Raw genomic sequence first — 21,100 nt, 5'->3', positions numbered from 1 at the left:
ATGGCGGTGACTTATTGGATCGACGACGATGCGGGTTACCTAGCATGGCGAGAACAAAACCCGGACGGTTATGTTGCGGTCATTTTTAAGCGAACAAAGAAACGGCAAAGTACACGGCACTTGAAGCTACACAGTGTTTCGCACCCCCTTCCTGATAGGTCAAAGCCAGAAAGCGTTAATCCGTGGACGGGGAACCGCTACGCAAAGATAACTTCCGAAGTACTCAGTGATTTGGTGCACTGGCTAACATCGGAGGGGTTCGATTGTCGTCCCGATCAGTATTGCATGATATGTGGTTTGGGCGAGGACGCGGGTGATGGAACAACCCATGACCATCCCGGTATCCTCTACCCCGATGAAGTCGATCTGGACCCACGCGGCTTGGTTGAAGGGGCGGTGAAGCAGGTATTCGTGAACCAGTATGAGCGCAACTCCAAGGCGAGAAATGCATGCATCCGTCATTGGGGAACGTCTTGCTACGTGTGCCGATTCGATTTTTTGAAGTCTTATGGAGAAATGGGACGAGGATTCATCCATGTGCACCATCTCACCGAACTTGCAAGTGTTCGGCAGGAATATGAGGTCGATCCCAAGAAGGACCTTCGTCCCGTCTGTCCAAACTGCCACGCCATGCTGCACACACGACGCCCTGCCTTGGACATCGAAGAACTGCGAATGCAGTTCCGCCGCTCAGGGAAGGAAGTAGGATCGTAGGACACCCTACGACCACTTCGAGATCCTTCTCAAATGTCCTGTGTGACCGCACCTCACCAGCCGTCGTTTTCTTGGCATGGCTACACCGCTAACACACGTCGGATGAGCGCGAGAAGTTGCTCGAAATGGGGAAGGTATGCGCGTTCTTGCCCGACCCGTCTCGCGAACGCAACCTTGTCTCCACGAAATTTTTTGATCGTAATGTCACCGGGAAAGACTTCGAGGTCGAGATTTTGCCCTTCGTTCAGAAGCTCATCCGGTAAGTAAAGCTCGATTGTATGCGTCGAATTTCTAGCAAATCGTTCCCCGGCTTGCATTGCTCGAATCGCGGGCACAGGGAGCAATCCCGCATAGATTTGCTTCGCTACATGCCTTCGCAGTAAGCCCGTCACGTCATCACCTTCACGGTTCGGGTAGGTCCGACTACATCCGTTCCAGTCGTCGTATGCTTCGTCGAAGTCGAATAAGCCCAAAACGCTTTGGTTTTGTCCGACTTCACTAGTGAACTGGTCATCCTCTAGAAGGTATCGCAAGCCACGTCTCCCATGTGCCGTCATGATCTTAAAAGGCGGCGGAGTGTGCATTGACATCCGCCACAACCCCTCGATAAGGATTGCGTCACTTCGGCCCTCCACCACTAGGAGCGGGCGTTCATTTTCACGTGCTACTTCGGCCTTGACCTCATCTCGGAACGCCGTCGATTGACTCAGCGCCTCAACGGCTGCCCCGATTTCGCCGAACTGATCAACATCAATTATCGAACCAGACGGCATGTCGCGAATCTCAAAGCCGTCAGGTCCGAACTCATCCTTCATTCCCATCAAGAATGCTGGGCTGTGCGTAGTAACTACAAACTGCACGTTCGGGAACAACCTAATCAGCTTCGGAAGCACCTTTCGCTGCAAATGGGTGTGCAGGTAGACCTCTACCTCATCGATTATGACGATTCCTTCAATCTCTGAAAGGGCGCGCCGTTGATTCAGTGTGCCTTGGTTAGCAATAGTTCCAAACATAGACAGCAACATTGCCTGCCCTGCCGAAAGATGTGCCAATGAAGGAATAAGCATTCTGCGCGTATTGTGTTCGCGCAATACGGCAGCAGTGCCGGTAAAGATTTGCACGCGAGGTGACACGTTGCGCGGTGCTACAGCGAAGTGGGCCGTCGAATCCTCAAGGATCGCTTGCAGGATTTGGTTAGCAACGCCAATACCCGTATCTCTATATCCGGCGGCAGCATCCAGCAGACCATCCATGATCCACGAGGCTGTCTCTTGTGCCGCTGTCTCGACGATCATGTTCTTGCCAATGCTGCTGGCGAAGCGTTGAGTGATGGTGTAACGCTCTGGATGAAGACCTTTGGCGTGAAACCAATGCGGCATCTCTCGGCGTCCGCCGGGGAAAAACACATACACCCCATCCTTCAAGGACGCGGCGGCTTCTTCTACATTGGGAGTCCAAGTTTTTTCACTTTCCGCTGCGTCATCCGTGGGCAAATCGACAGGTAGGTTCAGTCGCTGCCGAATCTGGGGCATATCCACTCCGGCACCGACTCGATCAAGAAAGTGAACAGGTTGTCCTTGCCACTCATATTGGACGTGCGTGATAGCAGATGACGCTCCGATTCGGATGTCATGGCTTCGTATGCGGTAGAAAAGGTTGCTCATACCCTGCGTCGCCAACACGTCATTGAACTTCAATGAGGCGGCTTGAAGAAGGCTATCAACAATGAAAGATAGCGCGGTAGTTTTTCCGGACCCGTTCTCACCAACCAGAATCAGTGGCTTGGGCCTTCCGTTTATCCAAAACGGTGGCTCGACGTTGAGGGTCTCTATGGCGCCGGAATTCTCGATTGTCAGTTTCTTGAGTCTTAGCATGTTTTGATCTCGACTACCTATGGGTACGGAAAGCAAGTCGCTGCCAACTCCAATTCGGCGTTTGTTTCTACTGACCCCACGCTCTGCGGTTCCCACATATAGTCATGTTCCGCAGGGTCGTCTTGAGGAGATCAGAATGCATTACGTTGAACCGATCAATTGCATTTGTGGCGCGGCTTTGGAGATTCTCACATATGACCTTGGCTTACGGGGCGAATCCGTACTCACCTCCGTAGAATGCCCCGTCTGCCGTCGCCAAGTTGGCGCAATCGAAATTGACGGCATCATTCTCGTAGAGATAGGCATGCCATTCGACGTGAGCGTGGGCCTTCCAGTCCGAACGGACCTTGACCGCAATTGATCGCGACCACAACAAGGAGAATGCTTGTGGAACCGTATTTTTTTCAGGGGACGGTGCTCCCCGAGAGGGCGCAGCTTTCATTGCAGTTCGCATTGGCCTTTGAACACTCTCACTCAGGACGGCAGGCTTCAGCCCGCGTCAGCATCGTTCTGAACCAAGTCGCCGTGTGGATTCACACCGACGATGAGTGGGACATATTCGATCTACGCAACGTGGTCAACAACATTGTCCGACACAACCTCGACATGCTCGGTTACTTGCTGGGTCACGCATACGAGTTTTCAGTGACACGTGTCGTCAACCCAGAGCGACAGATCGACTATGTGTTCGGCATTGATACGCCTTGCGTTTCACAGGCAGGGGAGAATTTCGACCTGCCCGCAGAAGTTGCAAAGTTGCGAGACAAGTCTTCCGGTACTCTTGGCGTCTACGTGAATCGGTGCTTCGGCGATCTTGTGTCTGCGCTTAAACATGCCGACGACACAGCCTTCTACTGCTACAGGGCAATAGAGTCGCTCCGTCATCACTGCGCCGCTAAAAATGGCATCGCGGGCGAATCCAAGGTTGTCCAGTGGCAGCGGTTTCGCGAATCAGCAGGCTGCGACGAAGCTAAGTTGAGGGACATCAAAGTGGCGGCAGATGGTTTGCGCCATGGTGATCCGATGGCGCCGTCGAACGAAGATCGCGTTGGAATGCTCGTGAGCACATGGGGCATCGTGCGCCGTTATCTCGACTCCCTGTAGCGCAATCCCGTCAGCCTTGTGCTGTCCGAAAACGAGCACTGGCGGACACCCATCAGCATTCATGTCCGAAAGTAAGGTTGTAAACATATCGGACAGGGTGTATATTTCGTACTCCTATTTCGGACATGTGGGGGTGTGGATGTCGCGTCTATTCGCGTATTGCCGGGTGTCTACATCGGACCAGACGACCGAGAACCAGATCAGGGAGATCGAAGCGGCGGGCTTCGCCGTCGCCAAGCAGCGGATCGTCGCCGAGACCGTTAGCGGGTCGGTCGCCGCGTCCGAACGTAAAGGCTTCTCGAAGCTGCTGGACAAGCTGGAAAGTGGCGACGTGCTGATCGTCACGAAGCTGGATCGTCTCGGGCGCAATGCCATTGACGTGCGAACGACTGTGGAGCGGCTGGAAGCTGCCGGGGTCCGCGTGCACTGCCTTGCCCTTGGGGGAGTGGACCTGACTAGCCCGGCTGGCAAGATGACCATGCAGGTTATTAACGCCGTGGCTGAATTCGAACGTGACCTGTTGATTGAACGGACGCAGGCAGGGATTCGACGTGCGCGGGCAGAAGGGAAGACGTTCGGAAGGCCGTCAGCACTGACAACCGATCAACGCGCAGTGGTTGCGGAGCGACTGAGTGCCGGTGTCCCGGTCGCTCAGATCGCACGGGACATGAGGACTTCACGCCAAACGGTCATGCGGGTCCGGGAGTCGATGGCATCAACGGTCTAGGCTGTTGGCGCGAAGCCACACCGGCAAGATTTCATCCACGGATGGTGGAATCCGTCAAGGAAATATTGACGGAATTGATAGTCATCTGTATAATGTCGTCTTTGTTCGTTAGGTATTTTTCTATCGAACATCAAAGTCCGATGAGGACTTTTCTCTGAGCGAATGTCGGTGCTTTTATCCGACTACTCGCACCGCGCACCTATTCGCAGGTTGCGCGCCTATATGAATTCATGGCGGTTCCCGATCTTGGCTGATGTCGTGCTTGCACGACCATTGGCGGCATTTTGCCGTCGCCCGAAGCCTTGCACGGGAGCTTAAACAGTTCCGCCAGTACCCTGATGTCATCAACGTTCGCACGCAGTCCGCACACTCCTATGTGCCTGCGGGCGGGCGTTCGTCTATCGGGGCACTGACATATAGGTGCGGTGCTTCCGCAAAAAATCTTTAGATGTCTTACCAAAATCAAGAGCAGTCCAACGTAACCCTTCCTCAGCCCCTGCAACACGCGTCGCAAGTCCACACGTCCCCAAGGCCGGTAGCCCTGCCGGTCAACTTTGACGGCATTCCGTCCGAGCTGAAAAGCCAGCCCCACTGGGTTCTTTGGGACTATGAAAAGAAAGAGAACGGCAAGTGGACCAAACCGCCACGTCAACTCAATGGCCAGTACGCAAAGCCTAACGATCCGGCGACGTGGTCCACCTTTGAAGAGGTACGTGGTGCCTATGAAAAGGGCGGTTTTGACGGCATCGGCGTCATGGTGCGCGATGGCATTTGCGGCATCGACCTCGACCACGTTTTGTCCACGAGTGGTGATCTTGAGCGATGGGCGCAGGAAGTTGTCGATCAGTATGCAGGTACCTACGTCGAGCGTTCGCCAAGCGGCGACGGGGTGCATATCCTCGCTAAGGGCAAACTTCCACGTTGTGGCAAAGCGGGGCCGGATAACCGCCTTGAGTTTTACGACGAACGCAGTTCGCGCTACTTCACTGTGACCGGGCACGGTGTCGGTGCGACGGGCGAAATCACGGACCAGCAAGCCGCAATTGACTGGCTGTCTAATCGTTACTCCAAGACAAACGAAGCGGGCGAGAAGAGCCAGTTGCCGACCGACAGCCCCGCTACCACGCTGCTGGCTGATGCAGCCATGCTGGCAAGTGCAATGCAAGTTGGTGATGGCGAACGGTTCCGCAAACTGTTTGAATACGGTGACTTCTCCGATTACCCAAGTCAGTCCGAAGCCGACCTTGCGCTGGCAAATATGCTCGCCCGTGCGACGCAAGACGCTGCGACCTTGGATCGGTTGTTCCGAGCGTCGGGACTGTTCCGGCCCCGGAAATGGGATGCACCGCATTCCAATGATGGCCAAACTTACGGTCAAATGACCATCGCCAAGGCGTTGAGCAGCGAGAACACCGCGAAGAGAGTTGAGGTCGGTGCGTCGCGTCCATGTGAATTCGTTCGCGCCGCTGATGCGATGGCCGTAACAGATGCAGTTGACTGGCTGATCGATGGCGTCATGGAACAAGGCACATCTTGCATGCTGTTCGGCGCGTCAGCCAGCGGCAAAAGTTTCGTCGCAATCGACTGGTCGTGTTGCATTGCTACGGGTACTGACTGGCACGGTCAAGAAGTCGAATCTGGCGCGGTCTTCTACATCGTCGGCGAGGGTCAGAAGGGCTTCGGGCGACGGCTGGCGGCATGGCAGCAAAAGAACGGCGTTTCGTTGCAGACGGCACCGCTCTACTTGTGGCAGTCGCCAATTCCGCTATCCGATGCCGCCAGTGTGAAGAAGCTGGCCGCTGACATCGCGAAGATTGCATCCGACAGCGAACCGCCGCGAATGATCGTCATCGACACATTGGCGCGGAACATCGGCAATTCGGATGAAAACAGCAACCGAGACATGGGGCTTCTCATGAACCTGCTTGATGCGCACTTGCGCCTCCCATTCAACGCGACGGTCGTCATTGTTCATCACTCTGGGAACGGCGATAGAGATCGGCTGCGTGGCGCATCAGGTCTGACCGGCGCAGTGGACTACGAATTTCGCGTTGACAAGAAGGGCGACGCACGGTCTTTGGTTTGCAAGAAGAACAAAGAAGGTGAAGAGGGTGAAGATCGCCACTTTCAGATTGAGCGCGTACATCTGGATGAGGGAATGTCTTCCGCCGCCCTTGTCATGCTTGATATGCCGAAGACCGCCTCTGGTGTGAACTTGCGGCAGCCATCGCTTACAAGCCTTTCGGTACTGAAAAAAATGACCGATGCATGTGGTGTTGTTCCCAGCGAAGAATTGCAAACAGCCCTTGGCCTGAGTGCTCCGCCACTTGTTGTCCCGAAAGAGATGTGGAAAGACGAATCAATCGACGCTGGTATCACGGCGGGCACGACCGACGATGCCAAGCGTAAGGCGTTTGAACGTGCCTTCGACCAATTGGTGAACGAAGCTAACCTTGTCGGGACCTACGGCGGTTACGTCTGGGCGAAGTAATACCTGCGGACAACCGGACAGGTCGATATAACAAGATGTCCGTAGCCACCAGTGGCGACCTTATCCGGACGGACAAGGACACCCCCCTATAAGGGGTGCCATGTCGTCCATAGGTGGGGTAATGAAGAAAAAATAAAGAACTTCTTCTTTCTTCTGTGGCTTAACAGAAGAATGGCCGCCCGTCCTGTCCGTCACACCGGTCTCTCCACACCGGGTACCCGGTGTTCGGTCTAACCTGTCGCGGCTACTACAGCGCGTCAAAGATGGCGCTGGTGGGCAAGCCTCACAGCCCGGCATCCGCCATCATTTCAGCCATGCTGACCTGAAGCGAATCGGCCAGCTTCTTCAATGTGAGAATCGCGGGTGCGTTGTCACCCCGTTCGACCCGTCCCAAGTAGCTTGGATCGACTTCAGCCAACAGGGCGAGCTTTTCCTGCGACAGTTTTCGTTGCTTGCGGATTCGCCTGATTGCTCCCCCGATTGCAACTAAAGTGGGGTCTTGGCGCTGACTCGAAAGATTTGGCATGGCCGCATCTTTTCTGTATCATGCCGGGCCAATCTAGGGTACATGTACCTTATTATCGGGAAGCCATCGACGGGGAGAGAAATAGATGAAGAAATGTCCTTATTGCAGCGAAGACATTCAAGACACCGCCATCAGGTGTAAGCACTGTGGTGCTGACATAGCAGCCGCTGAAGCCGCAGCAGCAGAGGCCGAGTTCTCGACCGCAATGGGTTGGGGGATTGGCGTCTTCCTCGGCGTCATCGGTGCGGCGATCTTTGGATTCTTCGCATACCGAGCGTTTGTGACCGGGGATCAAAAGGCGGCAGTGGTGATCGGCGGATTCGCTGTCGCATATCTGATCGTCGCCCCGCTGGCCTCGCGCGCTGGCGACCTCTTTCGTGAATACTCGAAGCCGGACGTTGTTTTTGCCAACGGCGCCGCCGATCTAGCCGCACAAAAGGTGTTCTGGGAGTTCGGTCCGCAGGCAATCGCGGCTGTGGTCGCCTTCGCGGCGATGGCATCGCTGCTGTTCAAGGTGGTCCCGATGGAGGACATCGTCAACGGTGCATTTGAATCTGCACCCACGAAATCGGTATCGAAGACTGCGGATGTTCAATCCGAACAGCCCGCCGTGGGTAAGGTCCCTGTCCAGCAGGAATCGCAGGCCGAGCGGGTGGCCGCGCAACAGGCCGCGCTGGATCAGGGACGACCGGTAGCTGCGCCCGTTGCCGCCACGTCTGCCGTAGAGGAAAAGCCAGCGCCAGAGCCTGTTGCAGCTTTGGCCCCTGCGGTCACGGCACCCGTTGAAAGCGCCAAGATCGAGGCCAGCTTCGATTGCAACAAAGCGGCATCGAGCATCGAGAAACTGATCTGTTCGTCGCCGGAGACTGCCGCCGCTGACAAGCGACTGGCAGGGGCATACTCTGCTGCACGGGCGAAGGCATCCGATACCAATGCACTCAAGGCCGATCAAAACGGTTGGATGAAGGCTCAGAGAAACGCCTGTACGGATGCGGGGTGCCTGCTGCGGGTGACAGAGGAACGAATCCAGAAGCTGTCTGCAATGTAAAGAACCAAGCAGGTCAATGTGAAGGGGTGCCATCGGGCACCCCTTTTTCCGTTTACGTATTGGGAGAACCTATGACGAAAGTCTTCGCCGAATCCGACATCACCATCGATACCCTTGCAGCCCACATTCGAGATAGCGGCTTGGTTCCGCATGAGGTCCAGCCCGATGGAATTTGGTTACGCACCGAGAACGGCATTGGCTATCGAATCACGCTGGTCACCGACAAGACGTTCATCCGCATTGGAACCTACCTGCCGTTGCGGCGCGATGTTTCCGTTGAGAAGAAACGAGAACTGGCACGGCGGCTGAATGAAGAGGTATTCATGCCAGTCTTTACGCTGGATCAAGATGAAGACCTGATCGTGTCCTATGTCCTGCCCTATGCGCAGGGCCTGATCGCCGGAAACTTCATCTACGTGGTCAACCGATTTGGGTCGTTGTTGGAGTACGTGGTCCAGACCTTCAATGCAGATGCGCTGATCGACTTCGACGGCGTATCAATCCCGTCCGGTGGGAGCGAAATATCAGGTGGGGAGCGGCTGCACTGATCGTGCTACGTTGGAAGGCGGACCGCTGGGCGAATAGCGTGGACAGCAGAGAGATCGCGACCGTCGAGAACTTGGACACCACTGCCATGTGCCCATCCTCTCCTTTCCGCGATTTCGTCATCGACCGTCTTCCTGTCGTTGTTCCATGCCCTATCGTAGGCGGCAGTGTAGAGCACGACAAAGTGGCTTATCGGATCGGAGGCATCCGCGTTCTGAATGGTCGGGAGATCACGGATATGGCGATTGAACTCCTTTCCTTCAATGTTCCTGACATCGCAAGCATCAATCTCAAAGGCCGCATGCAGTGTCCAATACTGAAGGCTTTCCCTGTCTTGGCGCCGACCAACGCGGGGCTTTCTCGTTACCCAAACCAAGTCGAGATTCTTCGTTCCATCCCTATTAGGTAGGGTTACACGAAATTCCGGGATGACCGTGTAGCCCTTTTCGATGCCAATCTGTACGAGATCAGCATAAATGTCGTTCTTGGTTATCTGATCTAACGCGACAGGTTGCCGAAGATCGGTCATGTTCGCAGTCCCTTACGTGATGGCGCATTGTCCGTTGAGGTTACGGTAAGGTATCATCGAACGCCACTCAAGCGAGTGGAAGGTACGTCACGATTTTTGTGCGGGTTTTGTCTCTGAAACCTCAGAGAAGCCTCTAAGTCTTTGATTCGAAGACAAACGTTGGCCAGATGGTCACAACGGATAGTTTTCGGCGGCGATGCCGGCTTTCGTCAGGGCATTGAACAGCGTGGACTTGCCGACGTTGGGCAGGCCGACGATGCCGCATTTGAGGCTCATGGTGTCAGGCGGAAAATAGCAAAGGCTGTATTCTAGCGGATGGCCGCCCTCCGGCCTCCCTCTGTCTGCCCCCGGCCGCGCCGCCTGCCTCACAGCCCCCCGCTATAATCCCCGTCATGATCAGTCCGCCACGCGGGCGAGCCGTGCGGATTCCCGCCGCGGACGCCGCTGGCCCCCAATCCATGTCGTCGACGTCCTCTTCTCGTTTCCAGATCGCCGTGGTCGGTGGCGGCATCGTCGGCAAGGCCTGTGCCTTGCTGCTCGCGCAACAGGGCATGCAGGTGGCGCTGATCGCGCCGCGCCCCGCCAGCGATACCGCGCGGACCGGGGAGGACGACTGGGACAGCCGGATCTATGCGTTCTCGTCCAGTTCCCAGGCGTTGCTCGAGCGCCTGCGCGTCTGGGAAGCGCTGGACCCCGCCCGCATGCAACCCGTGCGCGATATGCGCGTGTTCGGCGACCAGAGCGCGGGCGAGACCGACCCCACGCCGCATGGCGACCTCCATTTCTCGTCGTACGCCGCCGCCGTGCCGCAGCTGGCATGGATCATCGAGTCCGGCCACGTCGAACGCACGCTCGACACCGCGCTGCGTTTCCAGCACCAGGTGCAGTGGTTCGACGATACCGGCGAGGTGTTCGAGCGCGATTGCGATGGCGTGACCCTGACGCTGGCCAGCGGCGCCCGCGTGCGCGCGGCCTGCGTGGTCGGTGCCGACGGCGCGCGCTCGTGGGTGCGCCAGCAAAGCCATATCTGCACGACCACGCGCCGCTACCGCCAGCTGGGCGTCGTGGCGAATTTCCGATGCGAATTGCCGCATCAGGACACGGCCTGGCAATGGTTTCTCGGTTCCCCCCAGAAGCTCATGGCCGACGAGGAAGCCGAGAACGGCGAGATCCTCGCGATGCTGCCGCTGCCCGGCAACCGCGTGTCGATGGTCTGGTCCGCCGAGGAAGCCCATGCGCGCGATCTGGTCGCCCTGTCGCCCGAGGCGCTGGCCGCCACGGTCATGCAGGCGGCCGCCGGCGCCGTGGGCGCCCGTTTCGGCACGCTGCGCTGCATCACTCCGGCACAAGGCTTCCCGCTCGTGCTGCAACGCGCGGAGCAGTTCGTGCAGCCGCATGTGGCGCTGGTCGGCGACGCCGCCCACGTCATCCACCCGCTGGCCGGACAGGGCATGAACCTCGGGTTACGCGACGTTACGGAACTTGGGCGCGTGATGGCCGACAAAGAAGCGTTTCGTGCCGAAGGCGATCTGCGCCTGCTGCGCCGCTACGAGCGCGCGCGTGCGACCGATCTGCTCTCCCTGACCGCGGCGACGGACGGCCTGCACCGCCTGTTCTCGCTGCCCGGCAGCCCGGCGCGCGTGATGCGCAACCTCGGCATCCGCGCGGTGGGCCGGCAGTCGATGCTCAAGCAGTTTCTGATCGGCCGCGCACTGGGCTAGCGCGCCCCGGCATACGAATATCCCATCAATAGCAATCGGACGGGCATGCGGCCCGCCGACCTCTGGAGTCAGCATGTTGCAAATGTTCCGCCGCAAATCGCTCCGCGCGACCGCGGCCGTCACCCTGGTGGGCGGTCTGGCCGCCGCCGGCTACGCGCTGCACGCTCTGGCCGCCGACGAGCCCAGCACCGCGAGCATCAAGGCGACCATCGAGAAAATGGTGGGCGGCCGCGCGGAAGTGCGCAGCGTGACCAAGACACCGGTGCCGGGCCTGTATGAAGTGAGCCTGGGCAGCCAGGTGGTGTACACCGATGCCACCGGCCGCTACATCCTCAACGGCGAGCTCATCGACACCAAGACCAGCACGAACCTGACCGAGGAACGCGTCGCGGAACTGAACCGTATCAAGTGGTCGGACCTGCCGCTGTCGCGCGCCGTGAAATGGTCGAAGGGCGACGGCAGCCGGACCATCGCCGTGTTCTCCGATCCGAACTGCCCGTACTGCAAGCGCATCGAGCAGACCTTCCAGCAGATGGACAACATTACCGTGTACACCTTCCTGTACCCGGTGCTGTCGCCGGACTCGACGCAGAAGTCCAAGCAGATCTGGTGCGCGAGCGACCGTTCGAAGGCGTGGCGCGACTGGATGCTGAACCACGTGGCCGTGACGGGCAAGTCGGACTGCAAGAACCCGATCGACGACAACCTCAAGCTCGGCCAGAGCATGAACGTGACGGGTACGCCGGCGGTGTTCTTTACCGACGGCTCGCGTATTCCGGGCGCGGCAGACGTGGCCACGCTGGAGCGCAAGTTCGCCAGCCTCAAGAAGTAAGCAGAACAAGAAGCAAGCAGCACAACAACGAGGAGACATCATGACGTTCAACGCCCTGTTGCTCACGCAGGCCGACGGCAAGACCCAGGCCGCGGTGACCGCGCTCGAGGAGAGCCAGCTGCCCGATGACGGCGATGTGGTCGTTGCCATCGATTACTCAACGATCAACTACAAGGACGGCCTCGCCATCACCGGCCGCGCGCCCGTCGTGCGCAAATGGCCGATGGTGGCCGGCATCGACGGCGCGGGCACGGTGGTGTCGTCGAGCCATCCGAAGTGGAAGGCGGGCGACAAGGTCGTGCTCAACGGCTTTGGCGTCGGCGAGACGCACTGGGGCTGCCTGTCGCAGCGCGCGAAGCTCAAGGGCGACTGGCTCGTGAAACTGCCCGACGCGTTCACCGCGAAGCAGGCCATGGCGATCGGCACGGCCGGTTACACGGCGATGCTGTCGGTGCTCGCGCTGGAACGTGGCGGCGTGAATGGCCCGGTGCGTCCCGGCGACGGCGACATTCTCGTGACGGGTGCATCGGGCGGTGTCGGCTCGGTGGCCATCGCGGTGCTATCGAAGCTCGGCTATCGCGTGACGGCGTCCACGGGCAAGACCGCGGAAGCGGACTTCCTGCGCGCGCTGGGCGCGGCGGACGTGATCGACCGTACCGAGCTCGGCACGCCGGGCAAGCCGCTGCAGAAGGAACGCTGGGCCGCGGTGATCGACTCGGTGGGCTCGCACACGCTCGTCAATGCCTGCGCGCAGGTGCGCTACGGCGGCGTCGTCACCGCCTGCGGCCTCGCACAGGGCATGGACTTTCCCGCATCGGTGGCGCCGTTCATCCTGCGCGGCGTGACGCTGGCCGGTATCGACAGCGTGATGGCCGCGATGCCGCTGCGCGAGCGCGCATGGGAACGGCTCGCGCAGGATCTGGCGCCGGACCGGCTGCAGGCGATCACGCGCGAAGTCAGGCTGGCGGAGGCCGTCGAGGCGGGGCACCGGATCGTCGAAGGCGGCATGCGCGGCCGCGTGGTCGTGAACGTGAACGGGTGAGGCGGACGGGGCGCTACAATCGTGGCCATGACGCCGATCCGCTACGCCATTGCTCCCCTCCATCCGGAAGCGCATCTGTTCGCCGTGACCGTCACGGTGGACACTCCGGATCCCGAAGGCCAGACCTTCTCGCTGCCTGCCTGGATTCCGGGCAGCTACATGATTCGCGAGTTCGCGCGCAATATCGTCCGCATCCGTGCCGACGATGCGCGCGGCCAGGTCGCGCTGACCAAGGTCGACAAGCAGACCTGGGTGGCCGCGCCCTGCAACGGTCCGATCGCATTGCGCTACGAGGTCTACGCCTGGGACTTGTCGGTCCGCAGCGCGCACCTCGACACCACGCACGGTTTCTTCAACGGTAGCTCGGTGTTCCTGCGCGTCGATGGACAGCAGGAACGGCCGTGCCTCGTCGAGATCGCGGCACCCGCGGGCGAGGCTTACGCCAACTGGCGCGTCGCCACCTCGATGCCCGAGGCGCGCGGCCGCGACGGCGCGAAGCGCTACGGCTTCGGCCGCTATCAGGTGTCGGACTACGACGAGCTCGTCGATCATCCCGTGGAAATGGGCGAGTTCGCGCTGGCCAGCTTCAAGGCATGCGGCGCGCAGCACGACGTGGTGTTCACGGGCCGCGTGCCCGGCCTGGACCTGCAGCGCATCTGCCGCGACCTGAAACAGATCTGCGAAGCGCAGATCCGCCTGTTCGAGCCGCGCTCGGCACGCGCGCCGTTCCTCGACAGTAACCGCCGCTACGTGTTCATGACGATGGTCACGACCGATGGCTACGGCGGCCTCGAGCATCGCGCGAGCACCGCGCTGATGTGCGCGCGCGCCGATCTGCCCGTACGTGGCAACAGCGAGACCAGCGAAGGCTACCGGACCTTCCTCGGCCTGTGCAGCCACGAGTATTTCCATACGTGGAACGTCAAGCGCATCAAGCCCGCGGCGTTCGTGCCGTACCGGCTGGATGAAGAAAGCTACACGCCGTTGCTGTGGCTGTTCGAAGGGTTCACGAGCTACTACGACGACCTGATTCTCGTGCGCACGGGGCTGATCGACGACAAGCAGTACGTCGAGATGATCACCAAGACCTGGAACGGCGTGCTGCGCGGCAACGGCCGCACCAAGCAGAGCGTGGCGGCCAGCTCGTTCGACGCGTGGACCAAGTACTACCGTCAGGACGAGAACGCGCCGAATGCGATCGTCAGCTATTACACCAAGGGCTCGCTGGTCGCGCTCGCGCTGGATCTGACCATTCGCGAGAAGACGGGCGGCCGCCGCTCGCTCGACGACGTCATGCGCGCGCTGTGGCAGCGCTATGGTCGCGAGTTCTACGCGCCGGGCCATGTCCAGCGCGGCGTGACGGAGGCCGAGGTATATGCGCTGTTCGACGAGGTCACGGGCTTGCGGCTCGGCACGCTGCTGCGCGCGCTGACCGAGGGCACGGGCGAGATCGGACTGGTGCCGCTGCTGCGCGCGTTCGGCATCAAGGCCGAGACGCAGAAGCCCGCCACCGCGATCAACACGGCGGCGCTCGGCATCAAGACGCGCGTCGAGGACGGCTGGGTGCGCGTGACGCAGGTGCTCGACGATGGCGCGGCGCAGGCTGCCGGCATCTCGTCGGGCGATCTGCTCGTGGCCATCGACGGCCTGCGCGTGACCGGCGGCCAGCTCGACAAGCTGCTGGCGCGCTATCGCGCCGGCGATCGCACCGAGGTGCACGTGTTCCGCCGCGACGAGCTCCAGGTGCTGCCCGTCAAGCTGGGCCGCGAGCCCGCCACGCAATATCGCGTCACGGTCGAGGAGGGCCGCCACGCCTTGCGCGCACGCTGGCTCGGTCAATAACCCACCGGGGGGCGGCCGTCATCGCGCGCCGCCGCCCGAACGCCTCGCCCCATGGAATACGCGCACGATCCCCGCACGTTCCTGTTTTCCCACTATATCTACCGTGGCCTGCGCTCGGCCACGGGCGTCATCGGCATTACGCTGCTCGCGATGCAGGTCATGGACCTGCCGAGCGCGATGGTGGTCTCCATCGGCGCGCTCTGCACGAGCCTGATGGACCTGCCGAGCCCGCTGAACCACAAGTTCAACGAGATGCTGGCCAGCGTGCTGCTCTGTACGGCCGTGGCGCTGATCGTCGCGCTGGCGGTGCCGTTCCCGCGCGTGATGCCGTTCGTTCTCGTGGCCGTCACGTTCTTCGCGGGCATGCTCACGGTGTACGGCAACAAGACGATGTCGCTGCAGTTCTCGGCGCTGTTCGTCATGACGCTGACCGTCAACGAGGAATTCGTCGTGCGCAAGGCCTTCGCGCACGCGGGTCTTTTCGGTGCCGGCGCCATGGCGTACATGATCTACGCAATGGCCGTGAGCTGGATCACCGAGCAACGCACGCGGCAGCAGATTCTGGCCGAGGCGCTCTATGAACTCTCGCGCTACCTCGAGATCAAGTCCGCGTTCTATGACGCGGGCAACGACTTCGACGAGCAGTTCAACCAGCTCGTGCGGCAGCAGATGGTGGTCGCGGAGCGCCAGCAGGCCGCGCGCGATCTGGTCCTGCGCGGCAACAAGACCATGCACGACGGGCTGCTCGTGCAGGTGCATCTGCGGATGCTCGATCTCTACGAGTACGTGCTGTCGACGAACACCGACTACCAGATGCTGCGGCAGGTCTTCGGCGGCACGCCGGTGCTCGACCATCTGCGCGACCTCGTGCGCAAGATGTCGCAGGACGTGGAGGAAGTCGCGTTCGACGTGACGCGCGGGCGGCCCTCGTATGCCACGGTCGATTACGCGCCGACCATCCGCCGCGTGGAAGAGGAGATCGCGCAGCTGCGCCATCACCATATTCCGGCCTCGGCGATGACGGCGCTGTCGGACACGCTCGAGATGATCAAGGGCGCGATCACGCTGATCGGCCAGCTGCACGAGGCCTCGCGGACGCCGGTGGAACCGGCCAAGGTCCTGCCGGGTTCGGACATGACGCCATTTCTCACGCGCCAGAAGTACGAGTTCGGCGTCATCCGCGACAACCTGAACTGGCGTTCGCCGGCGTTCCGGTTCTCGCTGCGGATCACGATGGCGGTGGCCGTGGGCCTGTGGATCGGCGACCATCTGCCGTACGCCTCGCATGGCTACTGGATTCTGCTGACGATCGTCGTGATCCTCAAGCCGAACTTCAGCACGACCAAGCAGCGCTACAACGATCGTCTCATCGGCACGCTGATCGGCTGCATCATCAGTGTCGTGGTGCTACGGTTCATCCACGATCCGCTGGCGCTGCTCGCGGTGCTGTTTCTGGCGCTCGTGGCCAGCGCGACATTTGTCACCATCAAGTATCGCTACACGGCCATCGCGGCCTGCGTGCAGGTGCTCATTCAGATCAACCTGCTGGCGCCGGGCAGCCAGACCGTGGTGGGCGAGCGGCTGATCGATACCGTGATCGGCGGCGTGGTGGCGTCGATCTTCAGCTTTGTGCTGCCCAGCTGGGAGTATCGCGCCATTCCGAAGCTCGTCGAAAGCGTGCTGCAGGCCAACCGCCGCTATATCGCGGCGACGCGCGACCTGCTGCTGCGCAAGAGCAGCGACGACTTTGCGTATCGCGTGCAGCGCAAGCAGTTCATGGACAGCCTGTCCGCGCTGATTTCGTCGTTCCAGCGCATGCTCGACGAGCCGCGCAGCCGGCACCGGGCCGTGGACAACCTGAATCGCTTCATTCTGCAGAACTACCTCGTGGCCGCGCATATCGCGGCGGCGCGGATCCAGGTGCGGCAGCACTATGCGGAGCTGGACCTGCCGGCGGCGGAAGCGGCGGTGGCGCAGGCGACCGATGCCGCGACGCGCAGCCTCGAGCTGGCGAGCGAGCGGCTGCAGGGCGAGGAGATCCACGGCGCGCGCGGTGTGGGCTTTATCCGCACGCCCGCGGAAGTCGCGGTGGCGGGCCTGGCGGCAACCGAGGCCGGTGCGGCCGATGTCCTGATGGCGGCGTCGGAAGCGCCGGCAGCCGCGCGGGACGAGGCGCAACCGGTGGCCGAGCCCGAGGCGCAGGCCGAGGCCCTCGCGGAAGCGGATCAGAAGGAAGCCGAAGCCGACGCCGCCAGCGAACGCCGCGCGCGCCTCGCGGATTCGGCGGACCGGCGCAAGGCGGAAGTACTGGTGCAGGCCGCGACCTCGGGCGAACTCGGCGCCAGCGAGATCACGCAGTTCGCGCCCGACGGCGCCTCCACGGCGAGCTCCACGGGCCGCGCGGCCAATGCGTTGCTCGAACGGCGCCTGCGCGCGCTGCGCGAGGACACGGCCAAGATCGCGCTACGGACAGGCGCGATCGGGCGGGCGATGCGGAAGGAAGATTGAATCGGCGTCGCGCGCGCGCGCTCGCTCGCTTGCGCATTCATTCATCGTCCGGCGCCGGCAACGTCAACATCCCGCTGTTGTACTGGTAAGCGTAAATCTCCCCGTACCGTCCCCAGGCGATGACCACGGCCAGCACCCGCTCGGCCTCCTCGGGCTTGAGGAACGCCTCGAGCTCGCGCAACACCTGCTCCTCGCCGACTTCCCCATCCTCCGCGGCCTCGAGCTCGCGGCGGATATGGGCGGCCAGCGCCACGTGCCGCAGCAACTGCCGCCCGAACAGCACCTTGCGCTCCGCGGGCTCCGCGGCATAGTAGGCACGCCCGAGCGCGGTCGCCGCGATATCGCCGCGTTCGAGCGTGGCAAGCTGCAGCAGTTGCAGCGCCTCGCACGCGGGCAGCAGTTCGTCATCGGTGAGGCCGGCCTCGCTGGCCAGATGCGGCAGATCCGCGCGCCCGAGAAAGGGCGCCTCGAGCAGCAGGTCGAGAATCCCTTCCATCCGGCTGATATCGGCATTGGGCAGACGGAAGCCGATCTGCTGGGCGGCCGCCATCGTCGCCATGCGCGGCCCCATCGCCGCGGGCGAGGTCATCAGCGCATACACTTCGTCGATCAACGCGCGCACCTGCGCATCGTCGCGATTGCGCGGCCGCGGGAACGGCACCTTCACTTCCGCCCGCACGCGCCCCGGATCGCTTGACAGAATCACGATGCGGTCGGCCATCATCACCGCTTCTTCGATATTGTGCGAAACGATCAGGATGCTGCGAATATTCGCGCGCCCCGACTCCCACAGATCGATCATCTCGTCGCGCAGCGTCTCGCCGGTCAGTACATCGAGCGCGGAGAACGCTTCGTCCATCAGCAGCAGATCGGGTTCGGTCACGAGCGCGCGCGCAATGCCCACCCGCTGCCGCATGCCGCCCGACAACTCGCGCGGCAATGCGCTGTTGAAGCCGGACAGGCCGATCAGATCGATCGCCGCCTCGGCGCGCCGCGCGCGTTCGGCCTTGGGCACGCCCTGCGCCTCGAGCCCGAGCTCCACGTTCTGCTGCACGGACAGCCACGGAAACAGCGCGAACGACTGGAATACCATCGCGATGCCCTCGGCCGCGCCGACCAGCGGCTGCCCGCGAAACCGTACCTCGCCGTGATCGCTCGCCACGAGCCCCGCCATGATCCGCAGCAGGGTGGACTTGCCCGAGCCCGAGCGGCCAAGCATGGCCACGATCTCGCCCTCGCGCAGGGTCAGGTTCACGCCCTCGAGCACCGAGCGATCGGCATGGTCGGCCGTGCGAAATACCTTGCCCACGTTGTGCAACGCAATCACGGGAGGTTTCGCTGCCGCGTTGTCCGCCACCCCTGCGACGATCTTGTCCTGATCCGCCATCATCCAATCCTCACCGAGGCCTAGAGTCGATTGCGCGACTGCGCAATGTCATACAGCCGGTTCCACAGCAGCCGGTTGAATCCGACCACGAACAGCGCCATGACGCCGATGCCGAGCGCGATGCGCGGAAAGTCGCCCTTCGCGGTCATTTCGGCAATGTAGCTGCCGAGCCCGGTCGCGACGAGCGTGCGATCGCCCCACGTCACGTACTCGGACACGATGCTCGCGTTCCACGACCCGCCGGCCGCCGTCACGAGTCCGGTCAGCAGGCTCGGGAACACGGCCGGCAACAGAAAGCGGCGCCACACGAGCCAGCCCCGCAGCCCGAAGTTGCGCGCGGCCAGCCGCAGCTCGGTCGGAATGCCCGACGCCCCGGCCACCACGTTGAACAGGATGTACCACTGCGTGCCAAAGATCATCAGCGGACTGAGCCAGATCTCGGGGTTCAGGCCGAGCTTCACGATCGCCATTACCGCGATCGGAAACATCAGGTTGGCCGGGAATGCCGCGAGGAACTGCGCGATCGGCTGGGCAATGCGCGCCAGCGACGGATTCAGGCCGATGCGGATGCCGATCGGCACCCAGATCACCGCCGCGATGGCGATCAGCACGATCACGCGCGTCATCGTCAGCACGCCAAGCCAAAGCACATGCGCCGCCTCGGCCCAGCCCACCTCGCCATGCACGAACCACAGCACGCGCCCGAGCGCGATCAGCGCGACGAGCAGGATCGCGCCATCGCGCACGCGGTCCTTCCACCCCGCGCGCACGGGCACCGGGGCGGGGCGCCCGGCCAGGCGATGCCGCGCGCTCCACGCCAGCGAGCGTCCCGCCAGCGCGGCGGTGGCCTTCAGCAGCGTATGCACCCATGCCGACCGCCGCAGCAGGTTCAGCACCCACGACTGCGGCGCATCGTCCTGCGACAGCGTCTCGAAGCGGAAACGATCGGCCCATGCGACCAGCGGCCGGAACAGCAGCTGGTCGTACAGCACGATGCCGACCAGCATCGCGACGATCGCCCAGCCGATCGCGGCCAGGTTCTGCTGCTGGATCGCGAGCGCGATATACGAGCCGATGCCTGGCAGGCGGATGTCGTGCCCCGATACCGAGATGGCTTCCGACGCGACGACGAAGAACCAGCCGCCCGACATCGACATCATCATGTTCCACAGCAGGCCCGGCATCGCGTAGGGGACCTCGAGGCGCCAGAAGCGCTGCCATGCGGACAGGCGCAGCATCGTCGCCGCTTCGAGCAGATCGCCCGGAATCGTGCGGAACGACTGATGGAGGCTGAACGCCATGTTCCACGCCTGCGACGTGAAGATCGCGAAGATCGCCGCGCATTCCACGCCGGCGAGGCTGCCCGGAAACAGCGCGATAAAGCCGGTGACCGTGATCGACAGAAAGCCGAGCACGGGAATCGACTGCAGGATATCGAGCGCCGGCACGAGGATCTTCTCCGCCGTGCGGTTCTTCGAGGCGAGCGCCGCGAACGCGAACGAGAACAGCAGCGACGCGCCGAGCGCGGCCAGCATGCGGATGCTCGTGCGCATCAGGTAGTAGGGCAGGTAGGCGACGTCGAGCCGCACGTCCAGCGCCTCGCCGGGCTGGTAGGGCACGTTCATCTGCTGCGCGGTGTACGCGACGATGACGATCACGGCGAGAATGATCGGCAGCAGCGCGAAGTCGAAGCGATTTGGCGGCGCGGTCAGCAGCTGCCCGTCGTAGCCGGGCGCGGCGGTACGGTCGTGGTTCGTTGGCATGGGCGGGCCCCGGTGGAAAGCAGCGTCCGGAGCACACGGAGCGCGCGTTGTCATTCCCCTAACGCGCGAACGGGCTAGGTAGTTTACCTAGGGCGATGGACGTATGCTGCTGGCTATCCGATCGATCTTCGACAACCCACCGACATCCCGATGACACAAGACATCTGGCATCTGACCGCCCACGGCGTGGTCCAGGGCGTGGGCTACCGCGCCGCCTGCCTCGAGCGCGCAACGGCGCTCGGCCTGACGGGCTGGGTCCGCAACCGGACCGATGGTACGGTCGAGGTCATGGCAGCCGGTCCGATCGAACGGCTCGAGGCATTGCGGGAATGGATGCAGAAGGGCCCGCCCGCCGCGCGCGTCTCGCGGGTCGACGCCAAAACGGGGGAGGGTCCTTTCGACCGTTTCGACCGGTTCGACTGGCTGCCGACGGCCTGACGTTACAG

General features: G+C 61.8%; 17 protein-coding genes and 1 pseudogene. 12 read left to right on the top strand and 6 right to left on the bottom strand.

The window, feature by feature from the left end; translation table 11 throughout:
• Positions 1-714, top strand: coding sequence for an HNH endonuclease (locus AAHB16_RS17400; RefSeq protein WP_342051567.1), 714 nt, complete (start codon positions 1-3; stop codon positions 712-714).
• Positions 715-794: 80 nt separating this feature from the next.
• Here the strand turns inward: AAHB16_RS17400 and AAHB16_RS17395 are convergent, their stop codons facing one another.
• Positions 795-2,588, bottom strand: coding sequence for an AAA family ATPase (locus AAHB16_RS17395; protein WP_342051566.1), 1,794 nt, complete (start codon positions 2,586-2,588; stop codon positions 795-797).
• A gap of 387 nt (positions 2,589-2,975) precedes the next feature.
• On the opposite strand from AAHB16_RS17395, the gene AAHB16_RS17390 reads away from it, so the two are divergent.
• The 3 genes from AAHB16_RS17390 to AAHB16_RS17380 all read left to right on the top strand — a co-directional run bounded on the left by AAHB16_RS17390 (position 2,976) and on the right by AAHB16_RS17380 (position 6,910).
• Positions 2,976-3,692, top strand: a complete 717-nt coding sequence (locus tag AAHB16_RS17390; RefSeq protein WP_342051565.1) for a hypothetical protein — start codon at positions 2,976-2,978, stop codon at positions 3,690-3,692.
• Positions 3,693-3,831: 139 nt separating this feature from the next.
• Positions 3,832-4,419, top strand: coding sequence for a recombinase family protein (locus AAHB16_RS17385; RefSeq protein WP_342051612.1), 588 nt, complete (start codon positions 3,832-3,834; stop codon positions 4,417-4,419).
• 448 nt (positions 4,420-4,867) lie between these two features.
• Positions 4,868-6,910 carry a phage NrS-1 polymerase family protein gene (locus AAHB16_RS17380; protein WP_342051564.1) on the top strand — a complete coding sequence of 681 codons (2,043 nt, stop codon included), beginning with the start codon at positions 4,868-4,870 and terminating at the stop codon, positions 6,908-6,910.
• A gap of 283 nt (positions 6,911-7,193) precedes the next feature.
• Here AAHB16_RS17380 and AAHB16_RS17375 read toward each other — a convergent pair whose 3' ends face one another.
• A complete protein-coding gene (locus AAHB16_RS17375; protein WP_342051563.1) occupies positions 7,194-7,436 on the bottom strand; it encodes a helix-turn-helix domain-containing protein in 243 nt (80 codons plus the stop codon).
• A gap of 85 nt (positions 7,437-7,521) precedes the next feature.
• Here AAHB16_RS17375 and AAHB16_RS17370 point away from each other — a divergent pair, with 85 nt between their 5' ends.
• Together AAHB16_RS17370 and AAHB16_RS17365 are read left to right on the top strand one after the other, a co-directional pair.
• Positions 7,522-8,484 carry a lysozyme inhibitor LprI family protein gene (locus AAHB16_RS17370; protein ID WP_342051562.1) on the top strand — a complete coding sequence of 321 codons (963 nt, stop codon included), beginning with the start codon at positions 7,522-7,524 and terminating at the stop codon, positions 8,482-8,484.
• Positions 8,485-8,555: 71 nt separating this feature from the next.
• Positions 8,556-9,032: a YbjN domain-containing protein gene (locus AAHB16_RS17365; protein WP_342051561.1), complete on the top strand. Its 477-nt coding sequence runs from the start codon at positions 8,556-8,558 to the stop codon at positions 9,030-9,032.
• A 5-nt stretch (positions 9,033-9,037) separates the two neighbouring features.
• Here the strand turns inward: AAHB16_RS17365 and AAHB16_RS17360 are convergent, their stop codons facing one another.
• Both AAHB16_RS17360 and AAHB16_RS17355 read right to left on the bottom strand, forming a co-directional pair.
• A complete protein-coding gene (locus tag AAHB16_RS17360) occupies positions 9,038-9,559 on the bottom strand; it encodes a hypothetical protein (RefSeq protein WP_342051560.1) in 522 nt (173 codons plus the stop codon).
• Positions 9,560-9,736: 177 nt separating this feature from the next.
• Positions 9,737-9,835 (bottom strand): annotated as a pseudogene (locus AAHB16_RS17355) (GTPase); the annotation flags it as partial.
• 182 nt (positions 9,836-10,017) lie between these two features.
• Between AAHB16_RS17355 and AAHB16_RS17350 the strand changes: the two are divergent.
• From AAHB16_RS17350 to AAHB16_RS17330, 5 genes are all read left to right on the top strand, one after another.
• Entirely contained in the window at positions 10,018-11,280 is a 1,263-nt protein-coding gene (locus AAHB16_RS17350) for a UbiH/UbiF family hydroxylase (protein ID WP_342051559.1), read from the top strand.
• 73 nt (positions 11,281-11,353) lie between these two features.
• Complete coding sequence (locus AAHB16_RS17345; RefSeq protein WP_150373609.1) at positions 11,354-12,112, top strand: DsbC family protein; 759 nt, start codon at positions 11,354-11,356, stop codon at positions 12,110-12,112.
• A 40-nt stretch (positions 12,113-12,152) separates the two neighbouring features.
• Positions 12,153-13,154: an acrylyl-CoA reductase (NADPH) gene (gene acuI, locus AAHB16_RS17340; RefSeq protein WP_342051558.1), complete on the top strand. Its 1,002-nt coding sequence runs from the start codon at positions 12,153-12,155 to the stop codon at positions 13,152-13,154.
• Between the two features lie 27 nt (positions 13,155-13,181).
• Positions 13,182-14,996: a M61 family metallopeptidase gene (locus tag AAHB16_RS17335; RefSeq protein WP_150373611.1), complete on the top strand. Its 1,815-nt coding sequence runs from the start codon at positions 13,182-13,184 to the stop codon at positions 14,994-14,996.
• A 51-nt stretch (positions 14,997-15,047) separates the two neighbouring features.
• Positions 15,048-17,504 carry an FUSC family protein gene (locus tag AAHB16_RS17330; RefSeq protein WP_342051557.1) on the top strand — a complete coding sequence of 819 codons (2,457 nt, stop codon included), beginning with the start codon at positions 15,048-15,050 and terminating at the stop codon, positions 17,502-17,504.
• 37 nt (positions 17,505-17,541) lie between these two features.
• On the opposite strand, the gene AAHB16_RS17325 is transcribed toward AAHB16_RS17330, so the two are convergent.
• Together AAHB16_RS17325 and AAHB16_RS17320 are read right to left on the bottom strand one after the other, a co-directional pair.
• Positions 17,542-18,891, bottom strand: coding sequence for an ABC transporter ATP-binding protein (locus AAHB16_RS17325; RefSeq protein ID WP_342051611.1), 1,350 nt, complete (start codon positions 18,889-18,891; stop codon positions 17,542-17,544).
• 20 nt (positions 18,892-18,911) lie between these two features.
• A complete protein-coding gene (locus AAHB16_RS17320; protein WP_342051556.1) occupies positions 18,912-20,654 on the bottom strand; it encodes an ABC transporter permease in 1,743 nt (580 codons plus the stop codon).
• A 150-nt stretch (positions 20,655-20,804) separates the two neighbouring features.
• Between AAHB16_RS17320 and AAHB16_RS17315 the strand changes: the two genes are divergently transcribed.
• Positions 20,805-21,092, top strand: a complete 288-nt coding sequence (locus AAHB16_RS17315; RefSeq protein WP_150373614.1) for an acylphosphatase — start codon at positions 20,805-20,807, stop codon at positions 21,090-21,092.
• Positions 21,093-21,100: the final 8 nt, after the last annotated feature.

This window comes from Cupriavidus sp. OTU4054, from assembly GCF_038440175.1.
Taxonomy (GTDB): domain Bacteria; phylum Pseudomonadota; class Gammaproteobacteria; order Burkholderiales; family Burkholderiaceae; genus Cupriavidus; species Cupriavidus pauculus_D.
The sequence above is the reverse complement of the archived record's forward strand: the minus strand, read 5'-3'. Positions and strand labels throughout refer to the sequence as shown.